20 protein-coding genes and 1 pseudogene are annotated in these 26,361 nt (G+C 57.9%); 17 read left to right on the top strand and 4 right to left on the bottom strand.

The features are described from left to right. Positions 1-225 precede the first annotated feature (225 nt). Positions 226-738, top strand: a complete 513-nt coding sequence (locus tag ACCD02_RS08810; RefSeq protein ID WP_413300454.1) for a LysR substrate-binding domain-containing protein — start codon at positions 226-228, stop codon at positions 736-738. Between the two features lie 150 nt (positions 739-888). Here ACCD02_RS08810 and ACCD02_RS08805 read toward each other — a convergent pair whose 3' ends face one another. Next, entirely contained in the window at positions 889-1,869 is a 981-nt protein-coding gene (locus tag ACCD02_RS08805) for an AraC family transcriptional regulator N-terminal domain-containing protein (RefSeq protein ID WP_413300452.1), read from the bottom strand. 187 nt (positions 1,870-2,056) lie between these two features. On the opposite strand from ACCD02_RS08805, the gene ACCD02_RS08800 reads away from it, so the two are divergent. Next, on the top strand, positions 2,057-3,241 hold the full coding sequence (locus ACCD02_RS08800; protein ID WP_413300450.1) for an aldo/keto reductase: 1,185 nt from the start codon (positions 2,057-2,059) through the stop codon (positions 3,239-3,241). 279 nt (positions 3,242-3,520) lie between these two features. After that, on the top strand, positions 3,521-4,216 hold the full coding sequence (locus ACCD02_RS08795; protein ID WP_413300448.1) for a hypothetical protein: 696 nt from the start codon (positions 3,521-3,523) through the stop codon (positions 4,214-4,216). Positions 4,217-4,519: 303 nt separating this feature from the next. Here ACCD02_RS08795 and ACCD02_RS08790 read toward each other — a convergent pair whose 3' ends face one another. After that, complete coding sequence (locus tag ACCD02_RS08790; protein WP_413300446.1) at positions 4,520-4,819, bottom strand: ribbon-helix-helix domain-containing protein; 300 nt, start codon at positions 4,817-4,819, stop codon at positions 4,520-4,522. A gap of 136 nt (positions 4,820-4,955) precedes the next feature. Here ACCD02_RS08790 and ACCD02_RS08785 point away from each other — a divergent pair, with 136 nt between their 5' ends. The 7 genes from ACCD02_RS08785 to ACCD02_RS08755 all read left to right on the top strand — a co-directional run bounded on the left by ACCD02_RS08785 (position 4,956) and on the right by ACCD02_RS08755 (position 13,314). Next, entirely contained in the window at positions 4,956-5,426 is a 471-nt protein-coding gene (locus tag ACCD02_RS08785; protein ID WP_413300444.1) for a VOC family protein, read from the top strand. Positions 5,427-5,516: 90 nt separating this feature from the next. Then, positions 5,517-6,077, top strand: a complete 561-nt coding sequence (locus ACCD02_RS08780) for a tat (twin-arginine translocation) pathway signal sequence (protein WP_413300442.1) — start codon at positions 5,517-5,519, stop codon at positions 6,075-6,077. Between the two features lie 12 nt (positions 6,078-6,089). Continuing rightward, positions 6,090-7,658: a GMC family oxidoreductase gene (locus tag ACCD02_RS08775; RefSeq protein WP_413300440.1), complete on the top strand. Its 1,569-nt coding sequence runs from the start codon at positions 6,090-6,092 to the stop codon at positions 7,656-7,658. A gap of 272 nt (positions 7,659-7,930) precedes the next feature. Further along, the gene (locus ACCD02_RS08770; protein WP_413300438.1) at positions 7,931-9,169 is read left to right on the top strand and encodes a nitrate- and nitrite sensing domain-containing protein; all 1,239 of its coding nucleotides are present in this window, start codon (positions 7,931-7,933) and stop codon (positions 9,167-9,169) included. A gap of 252 nt (positions 9,170-9,421) precedes the next feature. Continuing rightward, positions 9,422-11,983 carry a nitrite reductase large subunit NirB gene (gene nirB / locus ACCD02_RS08765; protein WP_413300436.1) on the top strand — a complete coding sequence of 854 codons (2,562 nt, stop codon included), beginning with the start codon at positions 9,422-9,424 and terminating at the stop codon, positions 11,981-11,983. Next, complete coding sequence (gene nirD / locus ACCD02_RS08760; protein ID WP_413300434.1) at positions 11,980-12,324, top strand: nitrite reductase small subunit NirD; 345 nt, start codon at positions 11,980-11,982, stop codon at positions 12,322-12,324. Before nirB ends, nirD begins: the two co-directional genes overlap by 4 nt. Before the next feature lie 183 nt (positions 12,325-12,507). Further along, complete coding sequence (locus ACCD02_RS08755; protein WP_413300432.1) at positions 12,508-13,314, top strand: substrate-binding periplasmic protein; 807 nt, start codon at positions 12,508-12,510, stop codon at positions 13,312-13,314. Positions 13,315-13,348: 34 nt separating this feature from the next. On the opposite strand, the pseudogene ACCD02_RS08750 reads toward ACCD02_RS08755, so the two are convergent. Beyond that, positions 13,349-13,540: pseudogene (locus ACCD02_RS08750) on the bottom strand (hypothetical protein); the annotation flags it as partial. Positions 13,541-14,093: 553 nt separating this feature from the next. Here ACCD02_RS08750 and ACCD02_RS08745 point away from each other — a divergent pair. Next, positions 14,094-14,600, top strand: coding sequence for a LasR-specific antiactivator QslA (locus tag ACCD02_RS08745; RefSeq protein WP_413300430.1), 507 nt, complete (start codon positions 14,094-14,096; stop codon positions 14,598-14,600). 582 nt (positions 14,601-15,182) lie between these two features. Beyond that, positions 15,183-16,910 (top strand): hypothetical protein, encoded by a 1,728-nt coding sequence (locus ACCD02_RS08740; protein ID WP_413300428.1) that lies wholly within the window; start codon positions 15,183-15,185, stop codon positions 16,908-16,910. A 130-nt stretch (positions 16,911-17,040) separates the two neighbouring features. Here ACCD02_RS08740 and ACCD02_RS08735 read toward each other — a convergent pair whose 3' ends face one another. Further along, on the bottom strand, positions 17,041-17,970 hold the full coding sequence (locus tag ACCD02_RS08735; protein ID WP_413300426.1) for an AEC family transporter: 930 nt from the start codon (positions 17,968-17,970) through the stop codon (positions 17,041-17,043). 255 nt (positions 17,971-18,225) lie between these two features. Between ACCD02_RS08735 and mexE the strand changes: the two genes are divergently transcribed. The 5 genes from mexE to ACCD02_RS08710 all read left to right on the top strand — a co-directional run bounded on the left by mexE (position 18,226) and on the right by ACCD02_RS08710 (position 26,176). Continuing rightward, positions 18,226-19,470: a multidrug efflux RND transporter periplasmic adaptor subunit MexE gene (gene mexE / locus ACCD02_RS08730; protein WP_413300424.1), complete on the top strand. Its 1,245-nt coding sequence runs from the start codon at positions 18,226-18,228 to the stop codon at positions 19,468-19,470. Between the two features lie 12 nt (positions 19,471-19,482). After that, on the top strand, positions 19,483-22,674 hold the full coding sequence (locus ACCD02_RS08725; RefSeq protein ID WP_413300422.1) for an efflux RND transporter permease subunit: 3,192 nt from the start codon (positions 19,483-19,485) through the stop codon (positions 22,672-22,674). After that, positions 22,674-24,071: an efflux transporter outer membrane subunit gene (locus ACCD02_RS08720; protein ID WP_413300420.1), complete on the top strand. Its 1,398-nt coding sequence runs from the start codon at positions 22,674-22,676 to the stop codon at positions 24,069-24,071. Before ACCD02_RS08725 ends, ACCD02_RS08720 begins: the two co-directional genes overlap by 1 nt. A gap of 297 nt (positions 24,072-24,368) precedes the next feature. After that, positions 24,369-25,469 (top strand): tetratricopeptide repeat protein, encoded by a 1,101-nt coding sequence (locus ACCD02_RS08715; RefSeq protein WP_413300418.1) that lies wholly within the window; start codon positions 24,369-24,371, stop codon positions 25,467-25,469. A 344-nt stretch (positions 25,470-25,813) separates the two neighbouring features. Then, positions 25,814-26,176, top strand: a complete 363-nt coding sequence (locus ACCD02_RS08710; RefSeq protein ID WP_413300416.1) for a histone-like nucleoid-structuring protein, MvaT/MvaU family — start codon at positions 25,814-25,816, stop codon at positions 26,174-26,176. Positions 26,177-26,361 lie beyond the last annotated feature (185 nt).

Below are 26,361 nucleotides of genomic sequence, written 5' to 3'. Positions count from 1 at the left end.
GATCGGCGTACCAGCGGATGAAGTCGCGGGTGCCGCCTTCGATCAGTTCCGAATACGGGCCTGGGCGATAGGCGCTGCCGCGAATCCCCAGCTTGTGGGCGCCTGACCACGATGTGCAACAGCCTGCGCAGCGCTGGCCAGGTGCTGACCCTGCGCACGCCACCGACCCTGGCGACGCGTTGATTACTGCCGCTGTTGCCGTGATTGCGCACGGTGACGCCGGACATGGACGTGCGGGTGACGACCTACGATGCGTGGGAGCCGCGGTTTGAAGACAGCGACGTGGACGCCGCGATCATTCAGGGCCGAGGGGACTGGAAGGACGTCGAGGCGATTCCGTTGATGCCGGAACGCCTGACACCAGTGTGTTCGCCAGCACTGGCCAAGCAACTCAGCGAACCGGCCGACCTGAAGCATGTACCGTTACTGCATTGTTTTCCGGTGCAGGCTTGGAGCCGTTGGCTGGAAGCAGCCGGTGTCGAGGGCGTTGTCGCGCATCGGGGCCAGTCGTTCGATACGCTGGATCTCGCGCTGTCGGCCACAACGCGCGGGCATGGCGTCGCGTTGGGCGACTTGAATCTGGTGCGCGAAAGCCTGAACGATGGCGTTCTTGTCGCGCCGTTCGACATTGAACTCCATCAGGGCATTTCTTACTTTTTGATTTATCCGTCGCAACGGGCGCAGTTGCCGAAAATCCGCGCGCTGAGGGAATGGCTACTGTCCGCTGTCGAGGGCTGATGAGGCACTCTTATTACTTCCGGCGAAGGTCCTTCAGCCACTCCTGGCCAAATCTTGCACAAGATTGCCCAGGCGGCTCGTTCAGTAATGGATGAGCGGCCCCATTGTTCTTTACCTCGTTCATATATACCTGTCTCATGCGAGGCGCGGTTAATCGAGTCGTCCACCATTTTCCCGGGCGTGCTTGATGTCTCTCGAAGGTGGTGCTCCGAAGCGCCGGGAATATTCGCGACTGAATTGAGCGACGCTTTCATAGCCAACCCGCAATGCGGCTGTGTTCACGTCTACCCGCTCGGTTAACATAAGGCTGCGCGCAGCTTGCAGCCGTAGCGATTTTTGATACTGAATCGGGCTGGTGCCTGTCAGCTTGCGAAAGCGGTGATGCAGCGTAGAGCTGGCCATTCCTGATCGCTCGGCAAGGTCGGCGACTTGCAACGGCTTATCGTAGTGATATTTTAGCCATTCAACGGCTCTTACGATGCCCTTGTCTCGGTAACCATCACGAGTGACGCTGCGCAACAAATGCCCCGCTTCACTGAGCAGGAGCCTGCCATATATCTCACGCTTGATAAGGCCCGCCATCAGGCCGGCTTCAAGCGGCCGTTCGATCAGTGTGGCGAGTCGAACGAACGCATCGAGCATCTCACTCGTCGCCACACCGGATACGAAGCCCCGCGCCTCAGTAGCCATTTCCTGCTTTGGGGGTTCCAGGGTCAGGATCACCTCATTGAGCATGGAAAAATCGAGCTTCAACACAACGGATAAATAAGGGATTTGCTCGCTAGCCGCGTTGACGCGAGCCAGGGTGGGTATATCGACCGAAGTGACGAAAAACGCCCCTTGCCTGAACGCACAGGCTTCCTCACCGAACGTGATCTCCTTGGCGCCCTGCAGAATGATGGCCACGCAAGGCTCATAAATGCAGTACTTGGGCGTACCCAGCTCGGCCACACGATAAAAGGCCAGGCCTGGAATCGACGTCTCGCAAGCCTCGGCCAAGCCAATCTGCAGAGTGACTTTTTCGATAAGCCGTGTGAGTGCCTGGAGGCGTTCATTGGGCTGAGCGGCTTCGCGCAAGCTCAGGGAATGCACAAGGCCGAGACCGAACTGGGAGAAGGAACCGCTGGTCATGACATGCGCCCTGGTAACGGAATGTTCGAGTCTGCTGAGAATGCACAGTCAGCACAAGCGTATCGGCAGGATTATGCAAAAAATACGGCGTATTAGGGTCACCTGCCTACCCCTCGTTGCTCTAACTTCCAGTACGAATACCGGCTTCGATGAGCCGGTGAAACCTGAGTCTCGAAAGGAATGCCGGATGGACAGACGAGATTTTCTTACCTATTCGGCGGCTGGTGCCGTTGCAGCCGCTTTGCTGCCGGCGTCGAGCGTCGCAAGTACGGCGGCTACAGCCCCAGCGTCCTCTTCGCTGACAGAGCGCGGGAGCGTGATGCGTACAGAAGGACGGCTCGTGCGCGCAGACCTGCCCCTCAATTTACCCTCACATACAATGAGATACATGACGCCTCAACGCTTCGGTATGGGCGGGACGCAAATCGGCAATATCTTTGCGCCGATCAGCGACGAGCAGGCGGATTTGGTTCTGCAGGCTGCATGGAGTGCAGGCGTAAGACTTTACGACACATCGCCGTTCTACGGGTTTGGCCTGAGTGAATACCGTCTGGGCCGCTTCCTGCGCGGCAAAGATCCTGCCGACTATACGATCTCCACGAAGGTCGGCCGCGTATTGACGGCCGCTGGTGGCCAGCGCGCGGATCATGCCATCTGGAAGTCACCGGCGCCCTTCAACTACCGTTATGACTACACCGCAGCAGGTACGCGCCGCTCCGTGGAAGACAGCCTGCAGCGCCTGGGGTTACCACGTATCGATGTTGTTTATATCCATGACATCTCTCCAGACAACACCGAACTGGAAGGCGGGTGGGAAGCGGCGTACCGAATTGCCCGCACAGGAGCGATGGTTGAGCTTGAAAAAATGCGAGATGAAGGACTCATCAAGGCATGGGGCTTCGGAGTCAATACGCCCAATGCTGTGGTTCAGGCACTGACCAGTAATGACCCGACTCCCGACATCGTGTTGCTTGCCTGCCAGTATTCCCTCCTTGACCACGGCGATGCGTTGCACAACACCTTGCCGGCATTGAGAAGCAAGGGCACCAGCGTCGCGGTTGGAACACCACTGAATGATGGATTTCTGGGAGGTCGAAGCCGATATAACTTCAGCCTGGATCTACCTGCCGGAGCGGTGAAAAAGCGCGCGCAAATCATGGCGGTCGCCCGCCGACATGGCATTGACATTCATACTGCTGCCTTGCAGTTCGCAGCCGCTCACCCACAAGTGTCAGCGATCATTTCGGGGGCACGTTCGCCGGAGCAGATAGTTTCCAATGTGCAGGCGATGAAAGTCGGTATTCCGGCGGCGTTTTGGCAGGAACTGAAAAACCAGGGCCTGATCGATACTCAAGCACCGGTACCCTCCTGACTCGGGGCACGCCCTTGCTATCTGCTGACGTGAAGCAACTTCGACAGTTTATTTATTCCGTGGCGGGGCTCAAATTTATGCTCCTGTTTGCAGTAACAATGCAGAGAGCAGCCGCTGTATCAGTATTTTACCGGAGTGCGCTTTACTTCCGATCACGGCAATTACCTACACCCATAACGTTGAGAATTCAAAGGCACTCTTGTTCAGCAAATCAACTGTACACCTCCAAATAAAAACACCAGCCTGAGATCGGTATAAATGAAGATACGAGCGTCTTTCATGATTTTCGGCGGCCTACTTGCGCTCTCCAGCAGTGGTCATTTACTTGCGGACACTCTTGCGCTTAGCGTTCCACTACCGGATCCACTCCCACAGTTAAAGGTTCTGACACTCCTTGTAGGTATGCATCTGCTTGGTATGTGCTTCGGTCTCGGCGGGGCGACGATGCTGGACCTCTGGATTTTGCGTTGGATGCGTAGGGGTAGCCTTCCAGTTGAAATCGGGCGCACCTTTCACTTCATCAGCGACGCGGTCACCACTGGACTATGCCTCCTGTGGCTTTCAGGCCTTGGCTTCCTTGCCCTTTACGCCATGGAGTCGCCGGAAAAGTTTGAAAATCCTAAGCTCTGGGCGAAGGTAATTGTGGTGACCGTCCTGACCATCAATGGAATCATCATCCACGCGTTTGTGTTGCCAGAAGCACTACGCGACTTGAGTCGCCCTTTGCTCTTTGGATTTTCCCACAGGAGAGCTGCCTTATTTCTCGCATCAGGTGCAATTTCAGGCGTTTCTTGGTACACCGCTTTTGCCTTCGGCCTTTTTCGCGAGTTAAACAACAGTGTCACATTCACCTTGTTGGTCATCATGTGGCTTACGTTGATAGTAGCCGCCGCTCTCGCAGCAATTATGCTCTGGTTAAAAACTGCAGCGGCAGCCAGAAAACCTCGTTCCCTAAGTCCTCCGACTTTAAAATGAGCTTGTAGCTGTCTGGGCAACATACACTTCTGCGACTGTTGTCAGAAGCCAGGCAACTGGGGTACGGCAATTCCATATCCAGGCCGTTGTATTACTACTTAGCTTGGCAGGTTTCCCACTTAAATCTTACGTTTCAACCGGAACGGCCCGGGGACTGACTGACAGCGTACGGGTCCGGCGTCGCGATGCATTCGTGTCCACGGCGCTGAATTGCTTCGTCGAGAAACTGCAGAGCCAGTCTGGCCCCGGCAATGAGGGTGCGGCGACCAGCGCCAGCACTCACTAGCCCACCGCAGCACAGGATCAGGCCGTTTTCTCAACCAGCGTCAGCGCCACCGGCGGGCGCTTCTGGCTCAGGTAACGAATGCAGCTGACGCGCAGGAAGGACGCGAAATTCACCACCTCGCCGCGGTAATTCATCACTTCCTGATGCAGTTGGGTGATCAATTGATTGGTGCTGAGGCCATCAGTGGCGGCAATTTCGACCAATACATCCCAGAACTGGTTTTCCAGGCGCAGCGTGGTGACGACCCCGTTGATACGCAACGAACGGGTTCGCGACTCGTACAGTATGGGATCGGCCTTTACGTAGAGTTCACACATGAATGGCGCTCCTGTCTCTGAATGAATAGCCAGCCCATGCTAGTCGGTTTTCCGACGATGCGGGTAACAGAAGGCTATTACGTGGGCCCGGACGGAAACGCGGGCCACGCCGAACATAATAGCCGTCTATTACCTCATGGGTTTTGCCCTGGCGTATGGTTTGAATGAAGCCGTCAACGGCCTCATCACCACCAGCACGACAACGGGTTTTACTATGCTTAAGTTCATTCACTCAATGATTCGTGTATCAGATCTGACACGTTCATTGCGTTTTTATCAGGACGCATTAGGCCTGCAGGAATCCCATCGCCTTGAGTTCGATGATTTCTCCCTGGTCTATTTGCGTGATCCCCATAGCGGTATTGAAATTGAATTGACCTGGAATAAAGGCGTCTGCGCCTATGACCTGGGCAATGGCTATGGCCACGTCGCCTTCGTCACCCCTGAGCTTGATGCCTGTCATGCCAGGATGACCGAGCTAGACATCTCGCCTGGGGCCATCAAGGAATTCAAACGCGATGACGAACTGCTTGCCCGGTTCTTTTTCATCCAGGATCCCGACGGCTACAAGATTGAAATCCTGCAACAAGGAGGTCATTACCAATAAACCAGCACTTTTCAGAGTTTGATCAGGCGATTCAACTCGATGATTCAGCAGTACACCGTGGCTTCTCATAAAAATAACAAGGAGACACCCATGAACGACCTCAAGGTCAATAGGCGCCGTTTTCTGCAAGGAAGTGGCGGCCTGTTATTAGGCACACTGCTATTTACTTCCGGCCCCATCGCACTGCTTGCACCCGGCCAGAGCTGGGCGCTGGAAATGACCACTCTGAGCAGTGATCTGGGCAGCAAGCTGCTGTTGCTGATCCGCCGTATCTATCCCCACGACACCATGGAAGACGCTGTCTACGCCTTCGCGGTCAAGGCGCTGGATACACGGGCATCTGCCGACCCGTCCATTGTTCCCTTGCTCAATCAGGGCTTCGCGCAACTGGATCAGTTGGCGGGCAAGAGCTGGGCTTCCCTGGACGAATCGCGCCAGGTTGAGCTGCTCGAGAAAATCCAGCACTCGGACTTCTTCGCCCTGGTTCGGAGTGTGTCGGTTACTTCGCTGTACAGCAACGAACTGGCCTACACCCATTTTGGTTATGAAGGCGCGTCGTTTGCCAAAGGCGGTTACCTGATGCGCGGTTTCAACGACCTCAAATGGCTACCTGCGCCTCCCGCAGATGCCAGCCCTGCCGCAATGTCCTGAGGAATTATCAACATGACCACTTACAGTTATGACGATCAATCCGTAGTAGTCGTGATCGGCTCCGGCGCAGGCGGCGGCACATTGGCCAACGAGCTGTGCCAGAAAGGCATTGCGGTGGTGCTGCTGGAGGCTGGCAAGCGGCAATCCACGGCCACCTTCATCAACGATGAATGGCCCTCTTTCGAACAACTGTCCTGGGGCGATACCCGCACCACCTCGGGCACCTGGCAGATTGCCCAGGACTTTCCCAACCTGCCCGCCTGGATCTGCAAGACCGTAGGCGGTACCACGACTCACTGGGCCGGCGCGAGCCTGCGCTTCCAGGAGCACGAATTTCGCGCCCGCCAGACTTATGGCGAAGTGAAGGATGCCGCCCTGCTGGACTGGCCCCTGACCCTGGCCGAGCTTGAGCCGTTCTATGCCCGCGCCGAAGAGAAAATGGGCGTCACCCGCACCAACAATATTCCCGGGCTGCCAGGCAACAATAACTTCAAGGTGATGTACAACGGTGCGATGAAACTGGGCTACAAAGAGTGTTCGACCGGTCATATGGCCATTAACAGCCGCGCCCGCGACGGTCGCGCCCAATGCATGCAGCTGGGCTTCTGCTTCCAGGGCTGCAAGATGGGCGCAAAATGGTCAACCCTGTATACCGAGATTCCGGCAGCCGAGGCCACGGGCAAGCTGGAACTGCGCACCGAAGCCCACGCGGTGCGTATCGAACATGACGCCAAGGGCCGGGCGACTGCCGTGGTGTATGCCGACGCCAGCGGCCAGTTGCATCGCCAGCAAGCGCGACTGGTGGCCGTGGCGGGCAACGCCATCGAAACACCGCGTCTGTTGCTCAATTCCGCCAGCACGCTGTTCCCCCATGGCCTGGGTAATGGCGCGGGCAACGTCGGCAAGCATTACATGCGTCACACCACCGGCTCGGTATTTGCCGAGTTCAAGGAGCCGGTGCACTTCTATCGCGGCAATATCATGGCGGGGCTGATCGGCGACGAAGCACGCTTCGATCCTGCCCGTGGCTTTGTTGGCGGCTATGAAATGGAAACCATCTCACTGGGGCCGTCATTTATGGCCGCCTTTCTCAAACCTGGCGCGTGGGGCCGTGGTTTCGCCAGTGTCATGGACAACTACGCCAACCTCGCCGGCATGTGGCTGGTGGGCGAGGATATGCCACGGGCAACCAACCAGGTCACGATCAGCGCCAGCGTCAAGGATCGATTCGGCATTCCCGTGGCCAACGTCCACTACGATGACCATGCCAACGACATCGCCATGCGTGAACATGCCTACAAGCAGGGTACGGCACTCTATGAAGCCGTCGGCGCCTTGAAAACCCATCGGGTACCGCCCTACCCCTCGACCCACAACATGGGCACCTGCCGCATGAGCCTCAAGGAAGCCGACGGCGTCTGCAACAAATACGGGCAAAGTCATGAGGTACCGAACCTGTTCATTTCCGATGGCAGTCAGTTCACCACCAGTGCCGCAGAAAACCCCACGCTGACCATCGTCAGCCTGGCCATCCGTCAGGCGGGGCACATCGCTGAGTCGCTGAAAAGCAACGCGGCCTGATCTTCGCCAGCCTGCCAGGGCGGCCAGTCATTGTGCTGGCAGCCCTGGCGGACTGGTGTCCGTTAACTGTCATTCTGAAGAAAAAGAATATTGAATGAGCCGCCTGTTCGCGCTGGCCCTCGCCCGTTGATTGCGGCCTGACTTGGGGGCGGGGCGGCGTTGACGGTCGAGATCAACGCAAACAATTGAAATTTGTTGGAGCGAGGCTCGCACAACGCTTTGGCGCCTTTCTTGCCTATGGGAATCCATGCACCATCCGAACCGGAGCCCCTATGCAAGATCCACAACTGCCCGCCACCCTGCGTTTCATGCTCGCCGCCAGCCGCTGCGAGAAGCAGGGCCTGGATGCATTGGCCCGCACCTGCACCCTGGTCACGCTGCTGAGCAATCTGGTGCATGCCATGCAACGCGAACGCGGTTTTTCCAATCTCTACCTCGGCCAGCCTCAGCCACGTCTGCTGGCGACCCTTGAACAGATCAGCGAAGAAGCGCGCCTGTGCGAGCAGGCGGTGCGCGGTTATCTGGAGCAGATGGATATCGAGGGCGCCGACCGTGCGCGCCTGTGCCATCGGCTTGCCTATATGTTGCACAGCCTCGATGACCTCCCGGCCCTGCGCCGCAAGGTTCGCGATGTTAACGTCACGGTCATCGACTCCACCGACAGTTTCAGCCGCCTGATTGCCAGCCTGCTGGCCGTGGTGTTCGAAGCCGCCGACACCGCCATCGACCCGCAGATCACCCGGGCACTGGTGGCCATGTTCAACTTCATGCAGTGCAAGGAGCTCTCCGGACAGGAACGTGCCTGCGGGGCCGTGGGCTTTTCCCAGGGTTACTTTGACCCGGCACGGCACGAGCAGATGGAACATTTGCGCTGCGGCCAACAGCGCTGCAGCGAGGTCTTCAGTCAGTACGCCGACAGCGCCGCGCTGGAGCGTTGGAAGCAAATCGAGGCCGATGCCGGGCAGTTGCAACAGCTGCGGCAGATGGCTCTGCGCACCAACGCCGAGCAGACCGTCGATCCTGGGCTGGCCGAGCTGTGGTTTGACCTGTGCAGCCAGCGCATCGACGCCATGCACAGCGTCGAAGGGCTGCTCGCCGATGGTTTGCGCCAGCTCTGCCAGGAGCGCCTGGACCGCGCCGCCAAGGAACTGGACAACCATCGGACACTGCTGAGTCGCCTGGCCAACCGCGCCGCCGATCATCAACCGCTGCTGTTCAGCGTGCAGGGGCGCAGCCTTGATCAGGCCAGCGCCGAAGACCCGCTGCAACACTCGCTGCTCGACCTGCTGCAGAAACAGTCCCGGCATATGCATCGTCTCAGCGACGAGCTCAAGTCCGCACGCAGCGCGTTGGCCGAGCGCAAAACCATTGAGCAGGCCAAGCGCCTGCTGATGAGCCGTTTCCAGCTGGACGAACCGGCCGCACATAAACATATGCAGCAGGCGGCGATGAATAATGGCGTGCGCCTGATTGACATGGCCGAACGCTTTCTCGCCCAGGCTCAAGAGTGAACCCGCAGCACCAACGCGGAGCATCCGCCCCACCGTGGGGCAATCAATAGCCCGCTTAATCCCGAAAAACCACTTCAACGCGTTGGTTTTCGGCGGCACCAACGTTTTGGCACAAAGTCTGCTTAATCACCCTTGTAGCTGCCCAGAACAAGCAGCCTCTCTATTTGGCAAAGGCGCCCGAGACCGAAAGGTCTGGGGCGCTTTTTTTTGCGCGTCTGAAAACCAGATCAAAGCCTGACCGGGGGAATACCCATGAACTCACTTACTCATTCCATTGAACGCCCTGTCCTGATCGTGATCGGCAACGGCATGGTCGGCCACCATTGCGTCGAACAACTGATCGCCAATGGCGCCCTGGAAAAGTACCAGGTCCTGGTCTTCGGTGAGGAACGCCAGCGCGCCTACGACCGTGTGCACCTGTCCGAATACTTCAGCGGCAGCGACTGCGAAGCCCTGGCCATGAGCGATGCCGAGCTGTATCAGCAACCGGGCCTGACCTTGCACCTGGGCACGCCGGTGCTGGCAATCGACCGGGTAACCAGGCAAATCACTACAGCAATGGGCGCCTTTGCCTACGACAGGCTGGTCCTGGCCACCGGTTCCTACCCGTTCGTACCGCCGGTCGAAGGCGCCGAAGGTGCATCGCGCCTGGTCTACCGCACCCTTGATGATCTCGATGCCATTCGTGCCGCCGCAGAAGGCAAACGCCGGGGCGTGGTGGTCGGTGGCGGCCTGCTCGGTCTGGAAGCCGCCAATGCCCTGAAATCCCTCGGCCTGGAAGCCCATGTGGTGGAATTCGCACCGCGGCTGATGCCCGTGCAACTGGACGATTTCGGCGGCGCCGCGCTGAAGAAACGTATCGAGGATCTGGGCGTCGGCGTGCATCTGTCCAAGGCCACCCAGTCCATCACGGCGGGCGAGGAATATCGCTACCGGATGAATTTCGCCGGTGATACTCATCTGGAAACCGACATCATCGTGTTTTCCGCCGGTATCCGCCCCCAGGATGCCCTGGCCCGCAGTTGCGAGCTGCAACTGGGCGAGCGCGGCGGCGTGGCCATTGACGGCCAGTGCCTGACCAGCGACCCGGCTATCCATGCCATCGGTGAATGCGCGGCGTGGAATGGCAGCATCTTCGGTCTGGTCGCACCGGGCTATCAGATGGCCCGCAGCGTCGCAGCGCAGTTGTGCGGTGAAGAAGGCGCGTCGTTCCAGGGCGCGGACATGTCGACCAAACTCAAGCTGCTTGGCGTCGATGTCGGCTCCATCGGCGACGCCCATGGCGCCCTGCCCGGCTCGCGCAGCTATCGCTATATCGACGAACTCACCGGCAGCTACCGGCGCCTGGTGGTCTCCGCTGATGGCAAACACGTACTCGGTGCCGTACTGGTCGGTGACAACAGCTACTACGACACCCTGCTGCAATATGCGCAAAACGCCATCACGCTGCCAGCCGATCCGGCCGCGCTGATCATGCCGGCGGGCGAAGGCGCGCCGGTACTGGGCGCCGCCGCCCTGCCCGACACGGCCACCCTGTGCTCGTGCCATAACGTCAGCAAGGGCCAGGTCTGTGCCGCTATCGACGGCGGCTGCACCGACGTGGCCTCGGTCAAGGCCTGCACCAAGGCGGCCACCGGTTGCGGCGGCTGCCAGGCGCTGATCAAGCAGGTGGTCGAACATGAACTCAGCGCCCGCGGCGTCGCCGTGGACAAGAGTCTGTGCGAACACTTTGCCCATACCCGCCAGGAGCTGTACCACTTCGTCCGGGTCGAAGGTATCCGCACTTTCGAAGCACTGCTCAACCGCCACGGCAAGGGCCACATCGGTTGCGATATCTGCAAGCCCGCCGTCGGCTCGATCCTCGCCTCGTGCTGGAACGAGCAGATCACTGCCAAGGCGCTGATCCCCCTGCAAGATACCAACGACACCTTCATGGCCAATATGCAGAAGAACGGCACCTACTCGGTGGTACCGCGCATTCCCGGCGGCGAGATCACCCCGCAAGGCCTGATCGCCATTGGCGCTGTGGCACAGAAATACGACCTCTACACCAAGATCACCGGCGGCCAGCGTATCGACCTGTTCGGCGCGCAGTTGCACGAGCTACCGGATATCTGGAGCGAACTGATCGCCGCAGGCTTCGAGACCGGTCACGCCTACGGCAAGTCCCTGCGCACGGTGAAATCCTGCGTCGGCAGCACTTGGTGTCGTTACGGCGTGCAAGACAGCGTGGCCATGGCCTTGCGCCTGGAGAATCGCTACAAGGGCCTGCGCAGCCCGCACAAGATCAAATTCGCCGTCAGCGGTTGCACCCGCGAATGTGCAGAAGCCCAGAGCAAGGACATCGGCGTGATCGCCACCGAGCACGGCTGGAACCTCTACGTCTGCGGCAACGGCGGCATGCGTCCGCGCCACGCCGAGCTGTTCGCCACCGACCTGGACGACGAGACCCTGATCCGCACCATCGACCGCGTCCTGATGTTCTACATCAGCACCGCCGACAAGCTGCAACGCACGTCGGTCTGGCGTGAGTCACTGGAAGGCGGCCTGGACTACCTCAAGGACGTCATCCTCGAAGACAGCCTGGGCCTGGGCGACGAGCTGGAAGCGCAGATGCAGCAGGTGGTCGACACCTACGAATGCGAATGGGCCAACACCTTGCAGGACGAGGAAAAACTCAAGCGCTTCCGCACCTTCGTCAACCAGAAAGGCGGCGACCCCGCCGTGCAATTTGTCCGCGAGCGCGGCCAACGCCGTCCTGCCCGCAGCGAAGAACTGCAACTGATCGCCCGCACCGAGGAGAACCTGGCATGAGCAACCATCACTCGATCAACTGGCAACCGCTGTGTCAGCACAGCGACCTGGTCGCCAACTCCGGCGTCGTCGCACGGCTGGACGACGAACAGATTGCCCTGTTCTACCTGCCGGAAACCGAGCAGCAAGTATTCGCCATCGACAACCGCGACCCGAAATCCGAAGCCAATGTGATCGGTCGCGGCCTGCTCGGGGAGCTATCCGGGGAGCTGGTGATTGCGTCGCCTTTATATAAGCAGCACTTTCGCCTGAGCGACGGGCAGTGTCTGGAGTATCCGGAGCAGCAGTTAAAAGTGTGGCCGGTGCGGCTCAATGGCAGTGTTGTCGAGATAGCCGTTTAACCCATCACTTGAATGATCAACCTGTGGGAACGGCTTTGGCCGCGAAGACGCATTCCCGGCTAAAGCCGGTCCCACAGATTAAATCCACTTTAACCCTCTGCAACCTGAAAAATTGTTGGGCGTTCAGTGCCGTTACCTGTCTAAAATCCCAAGGGTGACAATCACCCTCTGAAACGGACGGGCATGGCAATCAGACAGACCAGAACCGCCGTTCAGGCGCTACGACAGATGTGCAGGCAGGGCATGTTCCTGCTCTGCCTCACCGCACTCAACTGCGTCAGCGTACAGGCCGCCCCCCAGGTCCTGGTCATCGCCACCAATGAAGCCCCGCCTTATATCAGCGAAAACCCACAGAACAGCTTTCTCACCGACCTTCTTGGCCACGTCGCCGAGGAAATGGGCGTGACCTTCGAGTACCGCTTCATGCCCTGGCCCCGTTGCGAACTGGCGGTCGACAACTTGCAGGTCTGGGCAACCATGCCCTATGTCCCGACACCCGAGCGCAGCAGCAAATTTCTGTTCTCGCAATCGCTGTTCGCCAAAAAGACCCTGCTGTTCTACTACAACCCCAATGGCGCACACTTTCCCAAGACCTTCCAGCGCCTGAGCGAACTCAAGCCCTACCGCATGGGTGGCGTGCGCAGTTATTATTACGAAAGCCTGTTCGCGCAAGCTGGCCTGGCTCTGGATCTGGCCAACAACGAAGAACAGAGCTTTCTGAAACTGCGCGCCGGCCGCGTCGACATGGTCCCCGCCGTCGATAACACCGGCTGGGAGATGATCCGCAAGACCTTCCCCGTAGAAGAACAGGCTTACTTTCAAACACTGGAAACGCCACTGGCCGTGGGCAATAACTACCTGATGAGCTCACCGCGCTACCCCGAGGCACAGGCCTTGATGGAGCGGTTTAACGACGCGTTGGCCGAGGTGCGTCGAGATGGGATTTACAAGGATGTGGCTCAGCGGCATGGGTTGATTGTGCAGGACTGAATAGATGAGCTTTGGGCAGCTCAAAAAAACCGAGTCATTGGAATGGGATTCTGTGGGAGCTGCGCCCCACCATCCAAAGCACTATCTGATACGCAAACAACAACGCTCCGGCAATCGCCAGCGTCCATTGCACACTCAAGGCAGCAGCCAGCAACCCGGCCATCAAGCCGCCAATCGCTTCAAAGCCGAAGCGCATGGCAATGTAAAAGGCGATCACCCGAAAGCGGTGGCGCTGTATGGGTTTGAGTAAGCCCCTTTTCTAAAACAAAATGTAACCAACTGAATTGAAATGTTTTTTCTGTGGGACCGGCTTCAACCGGGAAAATGTTGCCATGAGCAATATATTTCGATCGCCTGTCATATCGTCTTCCCGGCTAAAGCCGGTCCCACACTGGCCTGATGTAGATGCCCGCCACTTGATCCCTCACACACTCGACGCTACCCTGTCGCCGCCGCAGCAAAATCTGCGGCCAGGTGTCAGAACCTGCAACTACACGAAGGCGTGATTAGCGCCATAGCCTGTCTGTCGGCGCTATTTTCATTGCGTCTGCCGCTGCATTTCTATGGTGGATCGCGTGAGGCAGGCCTCGGCCTGGCCGGCGTTCCTTCGTGTGCCGGTTTCTGACCCTTGCGCGGTCCGCCACCCTTTCCGCGTCAGAACGGTGGGTGTCGGTTCCTTAATCACACGAAGGAACATAAGGAAATGGATTATCTCCCTTTTATCCAAGGGCACCGCCCATTACGCCAGCTGATACCAGGCAATCCCGGGGGCCTCCTCCATGATTGACTACAGCCTGCTCTCCAGCCTCCCTACAGCCGATATGATCCACCTCGGCTCACTGACCCAGAACGAAGCCGTCCACCGCCTGCAACACGCGGCCCAATTGTGCCTGGGCGGTGCCAAGCACCTGCTGGAACATGACCCCACCCAAGCCCTGTTGGCCACCAAGCTGATTCAGGATGGCCTCAGCCTCTACGACCTCGCCCTGCTGCGCCTCAAGACCATCCCCGAAGCCCAGCGCCCGACCATTTCCGTCACCGCCCGGGAACATATCGACAGCCCGACGCCATGGGACATCCACCACGCCGAGGAAATCGAACAAGGTGCAGCCAGTGCGGAAGAATGGCTGAAAGCCTCTTCACGCGTACCGCTATGGTGGCAACTGGTCCAGACCCGCTACCCCCATCCACTGGGCGAGCAGCGCGATGCCTTTGAGGCGGGCTTTCTAAGACGCTTGCAGCATCGGTTATTGGTAGCGAAGTATCGGGCGGTGGTTAGAACCTAGCGCTCCGTGCAAATCACCCTCTGAACACGAATTAGATTTGTAGGACCGGCTTTAGCCGGGAGGGCGCTCTCTCGGCCGAAGCCCTACGCCTATCATTTCATCCAGATCAGTAGCGCACTGGCATGGGGTGCTAGGGGTCGAGTGGAGGTATTTTCTGTGCTTTGGAACGCAATACTCGTGGGAGCCGGCTTGCTGGCGATTGCAGTAGACCGGTCCGACGATGTTACGAGCGCTCACACCTATCTTCCGAACACCGTTAAGTCGTTGTCGATGATAAAGCCAGCTAACAACGCTACAGCACCAGCCTTTGCGGGGCGCACTGGTGGCGGGAGCTGAATCGGCAATCACCACTGCGGATGGAGAATACTTCGAATCCCTTCCCACCCAGACTCGCAACGTTCGATAACGAAAGCCGAAACCGCTATCCCACGAGCTCCTGCCAAGCAGGATGCAGTAGACGCGATCAGCTATTACTTCGCAAACCATGCCAAACAGGCTGCAAATAACGACATTCATCGATTAAAATACATATTCGCTAGAATATTGACCACTTCTAAACAATTCACCTAGGCATATTAAATAATGTATGAAAATATAGATCCGCAGCTTTTAAATTTCCTGTTCAACCCTATGCTCAACCTGGAAACCATGCAACAGACGCGCCCGAAGTCAAAACTGATAACCCGATTACTTTACAAAATCCCTCCACTTCGCCATTTCATATCCAAAGATCAGGTACGCCTCCTGCTCTTGGAAAAAATACTTCGAGGCTTGATATATGCAAACAAAAACCTGCCCCTGAACCTCTTCGAGACCCACGAACGTTTAAATGAAGACGCGTTAGACACCTATCTCCAGACGCTTGAAAGCTATTTTTCAATTATCCACTTAGATATGGATGAAAATTTGCTGAACCCAAAGCAATCAGAGCATATTGAAAACCGTCGAAAACAACAAGCCTTTGCCAATATTGAGTACACCAACAATAGAATCAGCGAAAGCTTGGAGCTACGAGCCGAGCACAATTTCGCCATCGTCAATGATAAACACCTCTGGCTAACCTACTACTTAATTGAGGTCTATGTTCTTATTGAGCGGGGGTTAATGAATCCACACCTAACCATGAGAACCCTCTACATTTCACCCTCCGCAGAATTCGAGCAGCACTTGAAGCGCTATTGGTTGACTGAGACCAGCGAGGAAAGCACTAACCTTAGTGATAAAAATACACTGATGCAATTTTTAGATTTTTTTCAAAAGAGGGGAAAATTATCAAAGGAAATAGAGGAACTCTTGATCAATAGCCTGATGGACAAATGCCTTTCAATTCATGCCGACTATGTGCCAAAAAAAATGTTTACCCATCCGCAATATCAGCTCTTGCGGGAGGTTGTTTGCTTCTCCCTTTACCTTGAACTCACTGCCCTGCTTGGCCAGTCAGCCATATCCGTGACCCAGATGCGCTGTTACGTGAGTTCCGCTGCACTCGCGATAATTGACGCGAGCCTGCTCGATAAAGCCACGACGCTAGATTCAGTCGGCAGTTTTGTAATGCGCAATGATAACGCTTACCTTCGAGGCCCAGTGAAATTAAAATACGGTATAAAGAAACTTATAAAACAGGTGCTACACAAGGACTTTTTGAGCCAGCTGGGCGATTTCTTTGAAAAAGACTACATCGTAAATTATGTGAAAAACCTGAAAGACCCTCGTTTTTTGTTACGTGAAGGTTTCAAGGCAGAAAACAACGCAGAAATAGACGGATATGACATTGACTTCGTACTTGAAGACACGCAGGAAAATCTGTACTACTTTATTCAAGTAAAATACAAATCATTTAATTTACCGATTTATTTTCACGAGCAATGCTGGCTAATGAAAGATGAAAACTTTAGAAAAGGATTTGACAAACAGCTTTTACGACTAAAGGAAAACATCACAAAACCCAGCATTCGAAAAAAGCTTAAAGGACTAGGACTCGACAGTGCCCAGCCTGAAAACAGCCACTATATTTTACTCCACAACATACCTTTTTTAAATTTTTATGAATTAAATGGCGTTTATTTTTATGAGTGGAATTTATTTCGCAATCTGTTAAAAAATGGCCAAACACAGTATACAAAAGGACTTAAAGTCACTCAAGAACAACTTCTGGAGAAGCCCCGATTTCATCGCCCAGAAGAGCTAATTAAAGCTTTTTTTGACAATGGACAATATGCCTCAGAGATGAATTTTGAGTACCGGCTATTTGAGCGAACTTACGCCCGCTTTTCCTATGATGGACTCGAGGTAATTTGTAAAACCATGTGAACGAAGATGAAGCGAACCTCAAGAGCTTCTCAGATCATTTTTCGGTCCGTCAGAGGATGACAATGAGGCGGATCGAAGATATCCCCTTCGCAGCCTTCTGCAGCTCCGACGTAATATAGTTGGATTGACTTCAGATATTCAACCAATACAAACACACCGCCAACGTCCCCAACGAACACAGCGTCGACAGCAGAATACTGCGCGACACCACCCCCGCTTCGCGTTCGTAGTACTCGGCCAGCATGAATGGCCCGGTGCCGGTGGGCAGTGCGCTGAGCAACAACGCCGCCTGGGCCCACAGGGTCGGCAGGTGGAAGACCTTGAACGCCAGGTAGCCGGTCAGCAGCGGTTGGCCGACCAGTTTGATCACCACCAATGGCCATGCGCCGCTCTGCCGGCCCTGCTGTTTCTGCGCCAGAAACAGGCCCAGGGAGATCAGTGCGCAGGGCGTCGTCGCAGTGGCGAGCATGTCGAGGAAATGCATGACCGGCTGGGCCAGGCCGAGGCCGGTCGAGGCCCAGCAGGCGCCCGCTATCGGCGAGACCACCAGGGGGTTTTTCGCCAGGGCCTTGAGGACCGTCCACATCGCCCGGCCAAAGTGCTTTTCGTCCTGCAGACCGATTTCGATGCACACCACCGCCACGGCGAACAGCACGCAAACCACCACCAATGACGAGATCAGCGCCGGCTCCAGGCCCGCCTGGCCAAATACCAACAGGCACAACGGAATGCCGATATAGCCGGTGTTGGCGTACGCCGCACTCAAACCGTCGATACTGGCGTCCACCAGGCTATAGCGCTGGTAAAGCCGCCACGCCAGGGTCGCGAAGAACACCAGCATGCACCCGGCGGCGAAGGCCATGACAAAGCCCGGTTGCCAGATCTGCTCCCAGGTGCTGGTAGCGGTCACCTTGAACAGCAACGCCGGCAGGCACAGCCAGACCACCATGCGATTGATTTCGGAGGCGGCCTTCTCCCCCAGGCGGTCGGTCTTGCGGCACAGGTAGCCGAGCAGAATCAGCGCAAAGATTGGTAACACGACTACAAAGACGGTATGCATGGCACGCTCGGCAAACAGACAAGCCCGCGAGCTTAAGACCGGCAATCTGCGCTGTCCATTAATTAGGCTGCTATCGATATAACGACCCTATACGTCAGGGCATTTGCCGCGCATTGATGTTGCAGGACCGACATGGCAATCCATTGATGGCTCATATCATTCCGAATGATATTTACCTTTGCTTCATTCGATTCGTGCAATACCAGTTGCCAGAACAGAATCCGCCCCATCTCAACAAAATCGGCGGAATTTCCCATGTCTCAGTCATTCAATCATTTGCGCTATCCCCTTGCCGCCCTGGCCCTGGTCGTGATCAGCGCCTGCGGTCGGGCGCCTGAGGCGACCGGCCCGGCGCCTGCGGCGGCCAAGGTCAATGTGGCCAAGGTCCTGGAACAACCGATCAACGAATGGGACGAGTTCACCGGCCGCCTGGAAGCCCCGGAAACCGTGGAAGTCCGCCCTCGCGTTTCGGGTCAGATCGATGAAGTAGCCTTCACCGACGGTGCCCTGGTCAAGAAAGGTGACTTGCTGTTCCAGATCGACCCGCGCCCCTTCCAGTCGGAAGTGCGTCGCCTGGAAGCGCAACTGCAACAGGCTCGCGCTGCCGCTACCCGCAGCGACAACGAAGCCCAGCGCGGTGAGCGCCTGCGTACCAACAACGCCATTTCCGCCGAACTGGCCGATTCCCGTACTACCACCGCCCAGGAATCCCGCGCTGCCGTCGCCGGTATCCAGGCCCAACTGGATCTGGCCAAGCTCAACCTGAGCTTCACCCGCGTCACGTCGCCGATCACCGGCCGCGTCAGCCGCGCGGAAATCACCGCCGGCAACATCGTCACCGCCGATACCACCGCCCTGACCAGCGTCGTCTCCACCGACAAGGTCTACGCCTACTTCGATGCCGACGAGCGCGTGTTCCTCAAGTACAACCAGTTGGCGCGCGACGGTAAACGCGGCCAGACCACGCCGGTGTACATGGGCCTGTCCAACGAAAGCGACAACCCGCACCAGGGCCAGATGAACTTCGTCGATAACCAGGTCAATGCCAAGACCGGCACGATTCGTGGTCGTGCTGTGTTCGACAACAGCAAGGGTGAATACACCCCTGGCCTGTACGCTCGCCTGAAACTGGTCGGCAGCGCCACCTACTCCGCCATGCTGATCAAGGACGACGCCGTAGGCACCGACCTGGGCAAGAAGTTTGTGCTTGTCGTCGACAAGGACAACAAGGCCATCTATCGCAACGTCGAACTGGGGCCGAAACTCGAAGGCCTGCGCATCGTTCGCAGCGGCCTGCAGAAGGATGACCGCATCGTCATCTCCGGTCTGCAGCGCGTACGTCCCGGCTCGCCGATCGACCCGCAGGACACGCCAATGGCCAGCAAGGAAACCCTCGCCGCCCTGCTCCAACAACGTCAAGCACTTGAAGCCAGCAATCTGCCGAAGGTCCAGCCAAAACTGGACAACAAAGTCGCCAGTGCTGCTGCGCCACGCGGTTAAGGGACAACTCTGATGAATTTTTCTCAATTCTTTATTTCGCGACCGATCTTCGCAGCGGTACTTTCGCTGTTGATCCTGATCGCCGGTGCGATCTCGCTGTTCCAGTTGCCGATCAGTGAATACCCGGAAGTCGTGCCGCCGACCGTGGTCGTACGTGCCAACTTCCCTGGCGCCAACCCGAAAGTGATCGGTGAAACCGTGGCAGCTCCGCTGGAGCAGGCCATCACCGGCGTCGAGAACATGCTGTACATGTCCTCGCAGGCCACTTCCGACGGCAAGCTGACCCTGACCATCACCTTCGCCCTGGGTACCAACCTGGACACCGCGCAGGTACAGGTCCAGAACCGTGTCACCCGCACCGAGCCGAAACTGCCGGAAGAAGTGACCCGTATCGGTATCACCGTGGACAAGGCTTCGCCTGACCTGACCATGGTGGTCCACCTGACCTCCCCTGATCAGCGTTACGACATGCTGTATCTGTCGAACTACGCGGTACTCAACATCAAGGACGAGCTGGCTCGCCTCGGTGGTGTCGGTGACGTGCAGTTGTTCGGCATGGGTGACTACTCCCTGCGTGTCTGGCTGGATCCGAACAAGACCGCTTCGCGCAATATCACTGCCACCGACGTGGTTAACGCCATTCGCGAGCAGAACCGCCAGGTCGCCGCCGGTCAATTGGGCGCCCCGCCCTCGCCGAGCGCTACCAGCTTCCAGATGTCGATCAACACCCAGGGCCGTCTGGTCACTGAAGAAGAGTTCGAAAACGTTATCGTTCGCGCAGGCGACAATGGCGAAATCACTCGTGTGAAAGACATCGCCCGGGTCGAACTGGGCTCCAGCCAGTATGCCCTGCGTTCCTTGCTGAACAACCAGCCAGCTGTGGCGATCCCGATCTTCCAGCGCCCAGGTTCCAACGCCATCGACATTTCCAACGAAGTGCGCGAGGAAATGGAACTGCTGAAGAAAAGCTTCCCTGAGGGCATGGACTACAGCATCGTCTACGACCCGACCATCTTCGTGCGCGGTTCCATCGAGGCAGTGGTACACACCCTGTTCGAAGCACTGATCCTGGTTGTCCTGGTCGTGATCCTGTTCCTGCAGACCTGGCGCGCCTCGATCATCCCGCTGGTGGCCGTACCGGTGTCGCTGATCGGTACCTTTGCCGTGATGCACCTGTTCGGCTTCTCGCTCAACGCCCTGTCGCTGTTCGGCCTGGTACTGGCCATCGGTATCGTGGTGGACGACGCCATCGTGGTGGTGGAGAACGTCGAGCGTAATATCGAACTCGGTCATGAACCGTTCGAAGCCACCAAAATCGCCATGCGTGAAGTGACCGGCCCGATCATCGCCACGGCCCTGGTGCTCTGTGCGGTATTCGTACCGGCGGCATTCATCTCGGGTCTTACCGGTCAGTTCTACAAACAGTTCGCGTTGACCATCGCCATCTCGACGGTGATCTCGGCCTTCAACTCCCTGACCCTGTCCCCTGCTCTGGCAGCGGTACTGCTCAAGGCTCACGGCGCACCGAAGGACGGCTTCTCCCGGTTCCTCGACAAGCTCTTGGGCGGCTGGCTGTTCCGTCCGTTCAACCGCTTCTTCGTCAAGGCCAGTAACGGCTACGTCAACTCGGTTGGGCGGGTCATCCGCTTCAGCGCCATCGCTGTCGTGGTTTATCTGGGCCTGATCGTCATGACCTGGCTGGGCTTCAGCACCACGCCAACCGGCTTCGTGCCACCACAGGACAAGCAGTACCTGGTCGCCTTCGCGCAACTGCCGGATGCCGCCAGCCTGGACCGTACCGAAGACGTGATCAAACGCATGTCCGACATTGCCCTCAAGCAACCGGGCGTGGAAGCGGCGGTGGCCTTCCCCGGCCTGTCGATCAACGGTTTCACCAACAGCCCGAACTCCGGCATCGTCTTCGTGACCCTCAAGCCGTTCGAAGAGCGCAAGCTCGCCAGTGAATCGGCCGGCGCCATTGCCGGTCAGCTCAACGGCAAGTACGCGTCGATCCAGGAAGCCTACATGGCGATCTTCCCGCCGCCGCCGGTACAGGGCCTGGGCACCATTGGCGGGTTCCGCCTGCAGATCGAAGACCGTGGCAACCTGGGGTACGACGAGCTGTATAAAGAGACGATGAACGTTATCGGCAAGAGCCGTAGCGTGCCGGAACTGGCCGCCCTGTTCACCAGCTACACCGTGAACGTGCCGCAAGTCGACGCTGCCATCGACCGTGAAAAAGCCAAGACCCTCGGCGTGCCGATCAGCGACATCTTCGACACCCTGCAGGTTTACCTGGGCTCGCTGTATGCCAACGACTTCAACCGTTTCGGCCGTACTTATCAGGTCAATATCCAGGCTGAACAACAGTTCCGCCAGGAAGCAGACCAGATTGGCCAGCTGAAAGTGCGCAACAACCGGGGCGAGATGATCCCCCTGGCGACACTGCTCAAGGTCACCGATACCTCCGGCCCTGATCGTGTCATGCACTACAACGGCTTCATCACTGCGGAAATCAACGGTGCTGCGGGTCCAGGCTACAGCTCGGGCCAGGCTCAGGCGGCGATGGAAAAACTGCTCAAGCAGGAACTGCCCAACGGCATGACCTACGAGTGGACCGACCTGACCTACCAACAGATCCTGTCGGGCAACACCGCGCTGCTGGTCTTCCCGCTCTGCGTACTGCTGGCCTTCCTGGTACTGGCTGCCCTGTATGAAAGCTGGAGCCTGCCACTGGCGGTGATCCTGATCGTACCGATGACCCTGCTGTCGGCCATCGCCGGTGTGATCATTGCCGGTAGCGACAACAACATCTTCACCCAGATCGGCCTGATCGTACTGGTGGGCCTGGCCTGTAAGAACGCAATTCTTATCGTCGAGTTCGCCAAGGACGAGCAAAGCAAGGGCAAGACTCCGCTGGAAGCGGTACTGGAAGCCTGCCGTCTGCGTCTGCGGCCAATCCTGATGACCTCGTTCGCCTTCATCATGGGTGTTGTGCCACTGGTCATGTCCAGCGGTGCCGGTGCTGAAATGCGTCACGCAATGGGTGTAGCGGTGTTCTCCGGGATGCTCGGGGTGACCTTCTTCGGCCTGTTGCTGACCCCGGTGTTCTTCGTCCTGATCCGCAACCACGTCGAACGCAAGGAAGCCCGCAAGGCAGCCAAGGCGCAAAGACTGCAAACCCTGAATCCGGAGGCGCATTAATGAGCGCGTTGAAACTCTTCCTCCCGAGCCTGCTGGTTCTGGCGCTGGCGGCCTGTGCCGTCGGCCCGGATTACAAGGCCCCGGACACGGCGCCGGCCAAGGTCGCCGCAGCCGCCCCGGGTAATTTTGACCGCAGTCACGTCGACACCATCTGGTGGCAGCAATTTGATGATCCGACCCTGAATAAACTGGTCGCCCAGTCGCTCAACGGTAACCGCGAACTGCGCGTGGCCTTCGCCCGCCTGAAAGCGGCACGGGCCATCCGCGATGACGTCAGCAACGACGCCATGCCGGTAGTGACCAGTCGGGTCAGCAGCGATCAGGGCAAGGGGCAGCAACCGGGCGTGACCGAGCGCCGCGTGCACAGCGAACGTTACGATCTGGGCCTGGACATGGCCTGGGAAGTCGATCTGTTCGGCCGTATCCAGCGTGAACTGGAAGCTGCCGACGCCGACCAGCAGGTCGCCGAGGCCAATCTGTATCAACTGCAGGTGACCCTCACTGCCGAAGTGGTCGACGCTTATGGCCAACTGCGTGGTGCGCAACTGCGCGAGTCCATTGCCCGGGAAAACCTGAAGAACCAGCAGGATTCCCGTGGCGTGACCGCTCAACTGCGTGATGCTGGCGTAGGCAACGAAATTGACGTAGTGCGGGCCGACGCCCGCCTCGCCGCCGTCGAAGCCACAGTGCCGCAACTGCAGGCCGAACAGGTTCGCCAGCGCAATCGCATCGCAACCTTGCTGGGAGAGCGCCCGGAAACCCTGTCGATCGACCTGAGCCCGGCGAAACTGCCGGCCATCTCGAAAAACCTGTCCATCGGTGATCCGACCCAGGTGCTGCGCCATCGTCCGGACATCATGTCGGCCGAACGCCAACTGGCCGCGTCCACTGCACGGATTGGCGTGGCCACAGCCGACCTGTTCCCACGGGTCAGCCTCAGCGGCTTCCTCGGCTTTACCGCCGGACGCGGTTCGCAGATAGGCTCGTCGGCCGCCAGAGCATGGTCCCTGGGCCCTAGCATCACCTGGGCCGCCTTCGACCTGGGCAGCGTACGGGCCCGTCTGCGCGGTGCCAATGCTGATGCCGAAGGTTCCCTGGCGAACTATGAGCAGCAAGTGCTGCTGGCCCTGGAGGAGTCGGAGAATGCGTTCAGCGACTACGACAAGCGCCAGCAACGCCTGCTATCGCTGATCCGACAGAGCGAAGCGAGCCGTTCCGCCGCCAATCTGGCGTCGGTGCAGTACCGCGAAGGCACGGCTGACTTCCTGGTGTTGCTGGATGCCGAGCGCGAGCGCCTGGCCGCCGAAGACTCCCAGGCACAGGCGGAAATCGACCTGTATCGCGGCATTGTCTCGATCTACAAGGCACTGGGCGGCGGCTGGTCGCCTCAGGCTTAAGGCTGCCGTTAGCTGCAACAGCCCCGCGCCCCTCAGGGTCGCGGGGCTTTTTTTGCCTGACGTTTAACAAACACAGCCCCTGAAGGAGCTGCCGAAGGCTGCGAACCGGGCCTTCTGATATACCGTTTTCGCAACCTTCGGCAGCTCCTGCAGCTCTCACTCCAACTCAAAGGATTGAGTTGTCTCCCACAATCATGTGTCGTTGGAACCCAATATTTCCTGTTGTTTGGCCAGCGCCGTTTGACACTCGCCGGACACTACCCGAAGCTGCATGACTTCAAAGATGTGGATACCGGTATGCCTCAACTGCCCTCGCAAGGCTCTCTCGCTGATCCCAGGACCCGTCGCCGGGTAACCGTCATCGCACTGAGCGTGCTGCTGGTCGCGATCGTCCTCGGCCTGTGGTGGGTCCGCAGCCGCCCTGCCCCGACCGTCGTCCAGCCAGTGCTCAGCCATACCTATACCGAGGCGCTGGAAATGGCCCATGGCGGCAAGCCGGGCGCCGCGCGAGTGCTCTATCAACAGCTGGCCCGCACCGACCTTTCCGACATCCGTCGCGCCAGCCTGTTGAGCGAGCTACCCAATTACGCCGGCCCGCAGTCCATGAAGCTGCTCGGTGCCGACCTGCGCCACCCATCGCCGATGATTCGCCAGGCCGCCATCGAGGCCGGGGTACGCCTGACCGACGGAGCCCAGCGCAGCCTGCTGCTCGGCCCCTGCCTTGACGACGCTGAGGGGAACGTGCGTTTCACTGCAGCCCGAGCGCTGTTGGACCTGTCCCCGGATGATCTGGGGTTGTATTACGAACCGCTGCAAAAAGTTGTCGAGCAATATCAGCAAGCCCTGACCGACCAGCCTCCCAACGGCCAGAGTCTGCTGCAACTGGCCAGACTCTACGTGCACAACGAGGCTTATGGACAGGCGAGCAAGGCCTTGCAACAGGCCCTGAGTCTGGAACCGAACAATGTCCAGGCCGGCATCGCCCTGATCGATCTGGCCGACCGCCAGGGCCAGACCGAACAGGCTCGCCTGCTCCTGAGCCAATGGCTGGAGCGCCATCCGAAGTCAGCACAGCTGCAATATACGCTTGGCAAATGGCTGCTGCGTCATGGTCAGAACGAATATGCCCTGCTGGCCCTGACCAAGGCGCTGGAGCTGGACCCGGAAAACAATGCCTATCGCTATGACCTGGCGGTAGCCCTGCACGATCAGGACCAGCTGGAGGCGGCTCAGAAGCAGTTGGCGGAGATTCTCCAGCGCCAACCGGCGGACCGTCGCGCTCGGGTGCTGCTCATCGGCTACTGGAAAGAAAATGGCCAGTTACAGAAAGTGCAGGTGCTACTCGCCGAGTTAGAGCAGCAGAACCCTGACGACCCCGCCCTGCAACAGGGACTATAGGGCCAGTGCCCGGACTGGCCGCCCCTGCTATCAGAAATAACTTACAAGCGACTTCCTCTGATAACACCCTTCGGGGTAGGAAGCCGTGTTCATGTTTTTTATTTCATAAAGCCAATTGCGTACAGAGTGTTTTCTAACTCGAAAAAAAAGTGCATGATTTACCTGCAACCGATTACAACTACCCCTCTTGAGCTGTTGCGATACCGAAAGTGCCCCTTTAGTTTCTTCGGCGGCTCAAAGCGTATTGATACCGGGTAGCGAACCAATGAGCGAATCGGCCGGAACTTCTAGTCTTATCGCTTTGCCAGGCTGGTCACAGCCACCCCATTGCCGGAGTATTTTATTTGTCCAGACTTGCCGAATTTCGAGCAGCAGAAAAAGCCCTTCAAGAGCAGCTGGCGCAGCTGGAATCCTTGAAGAATGACGTCGGGCTGAAGAAGGAAATTGAATTCGAACAGAAGCTCCAGGAGCTGATGAAGAGCTACGACAAGGGTCTGCGCGACATCATCTCTATCCTCGACCCGAATGCCGCAGCTGCAAGCGTCGTTGCGCCCGGCCCGAAACGCCGCCGCGCCCGCGTGGTCAAGGTCTATCAGAACCCGCACACCGGCGAGCTGATCGAGACCAAGGGCGGCAATCATCGCGGCCTGAAATCGTGGAAAGAACAATATGGCGTCGACACCGTGGATTCCTGGCTGCGTGCCTGATTCAACACTGCCATCTGAAAGCCCTGTTGATTCAGGGCTTTTTGTTATCCGTCAACACCTCGCTACGAATAATCGAAAACGTTCAGCTGCAAGACAGCTATAGGCGACTGGCAGTCGTATGACTGCGTTCGGTTTTTCGCAAGAGCACACTGACGCGCCCGCCGATCAGAAAATTCTTACAACTA

Source organism: Pseudomonas sp. Pseusp88 (genome assembly GCF_047303955.1).
In the GTDB taxonomy this organism is placed as follows: Bacteria; Pseudomonadota; Gammaproteobacteria; order Pseudomonadales; family Pseudomonadaceae; genus Aquipseudomonas.
The sequence above is the reverse complement of the archived record's forward strand: the minus strand, read 5'-3'. Positions and strand labels throughout refer to the sequence as shown.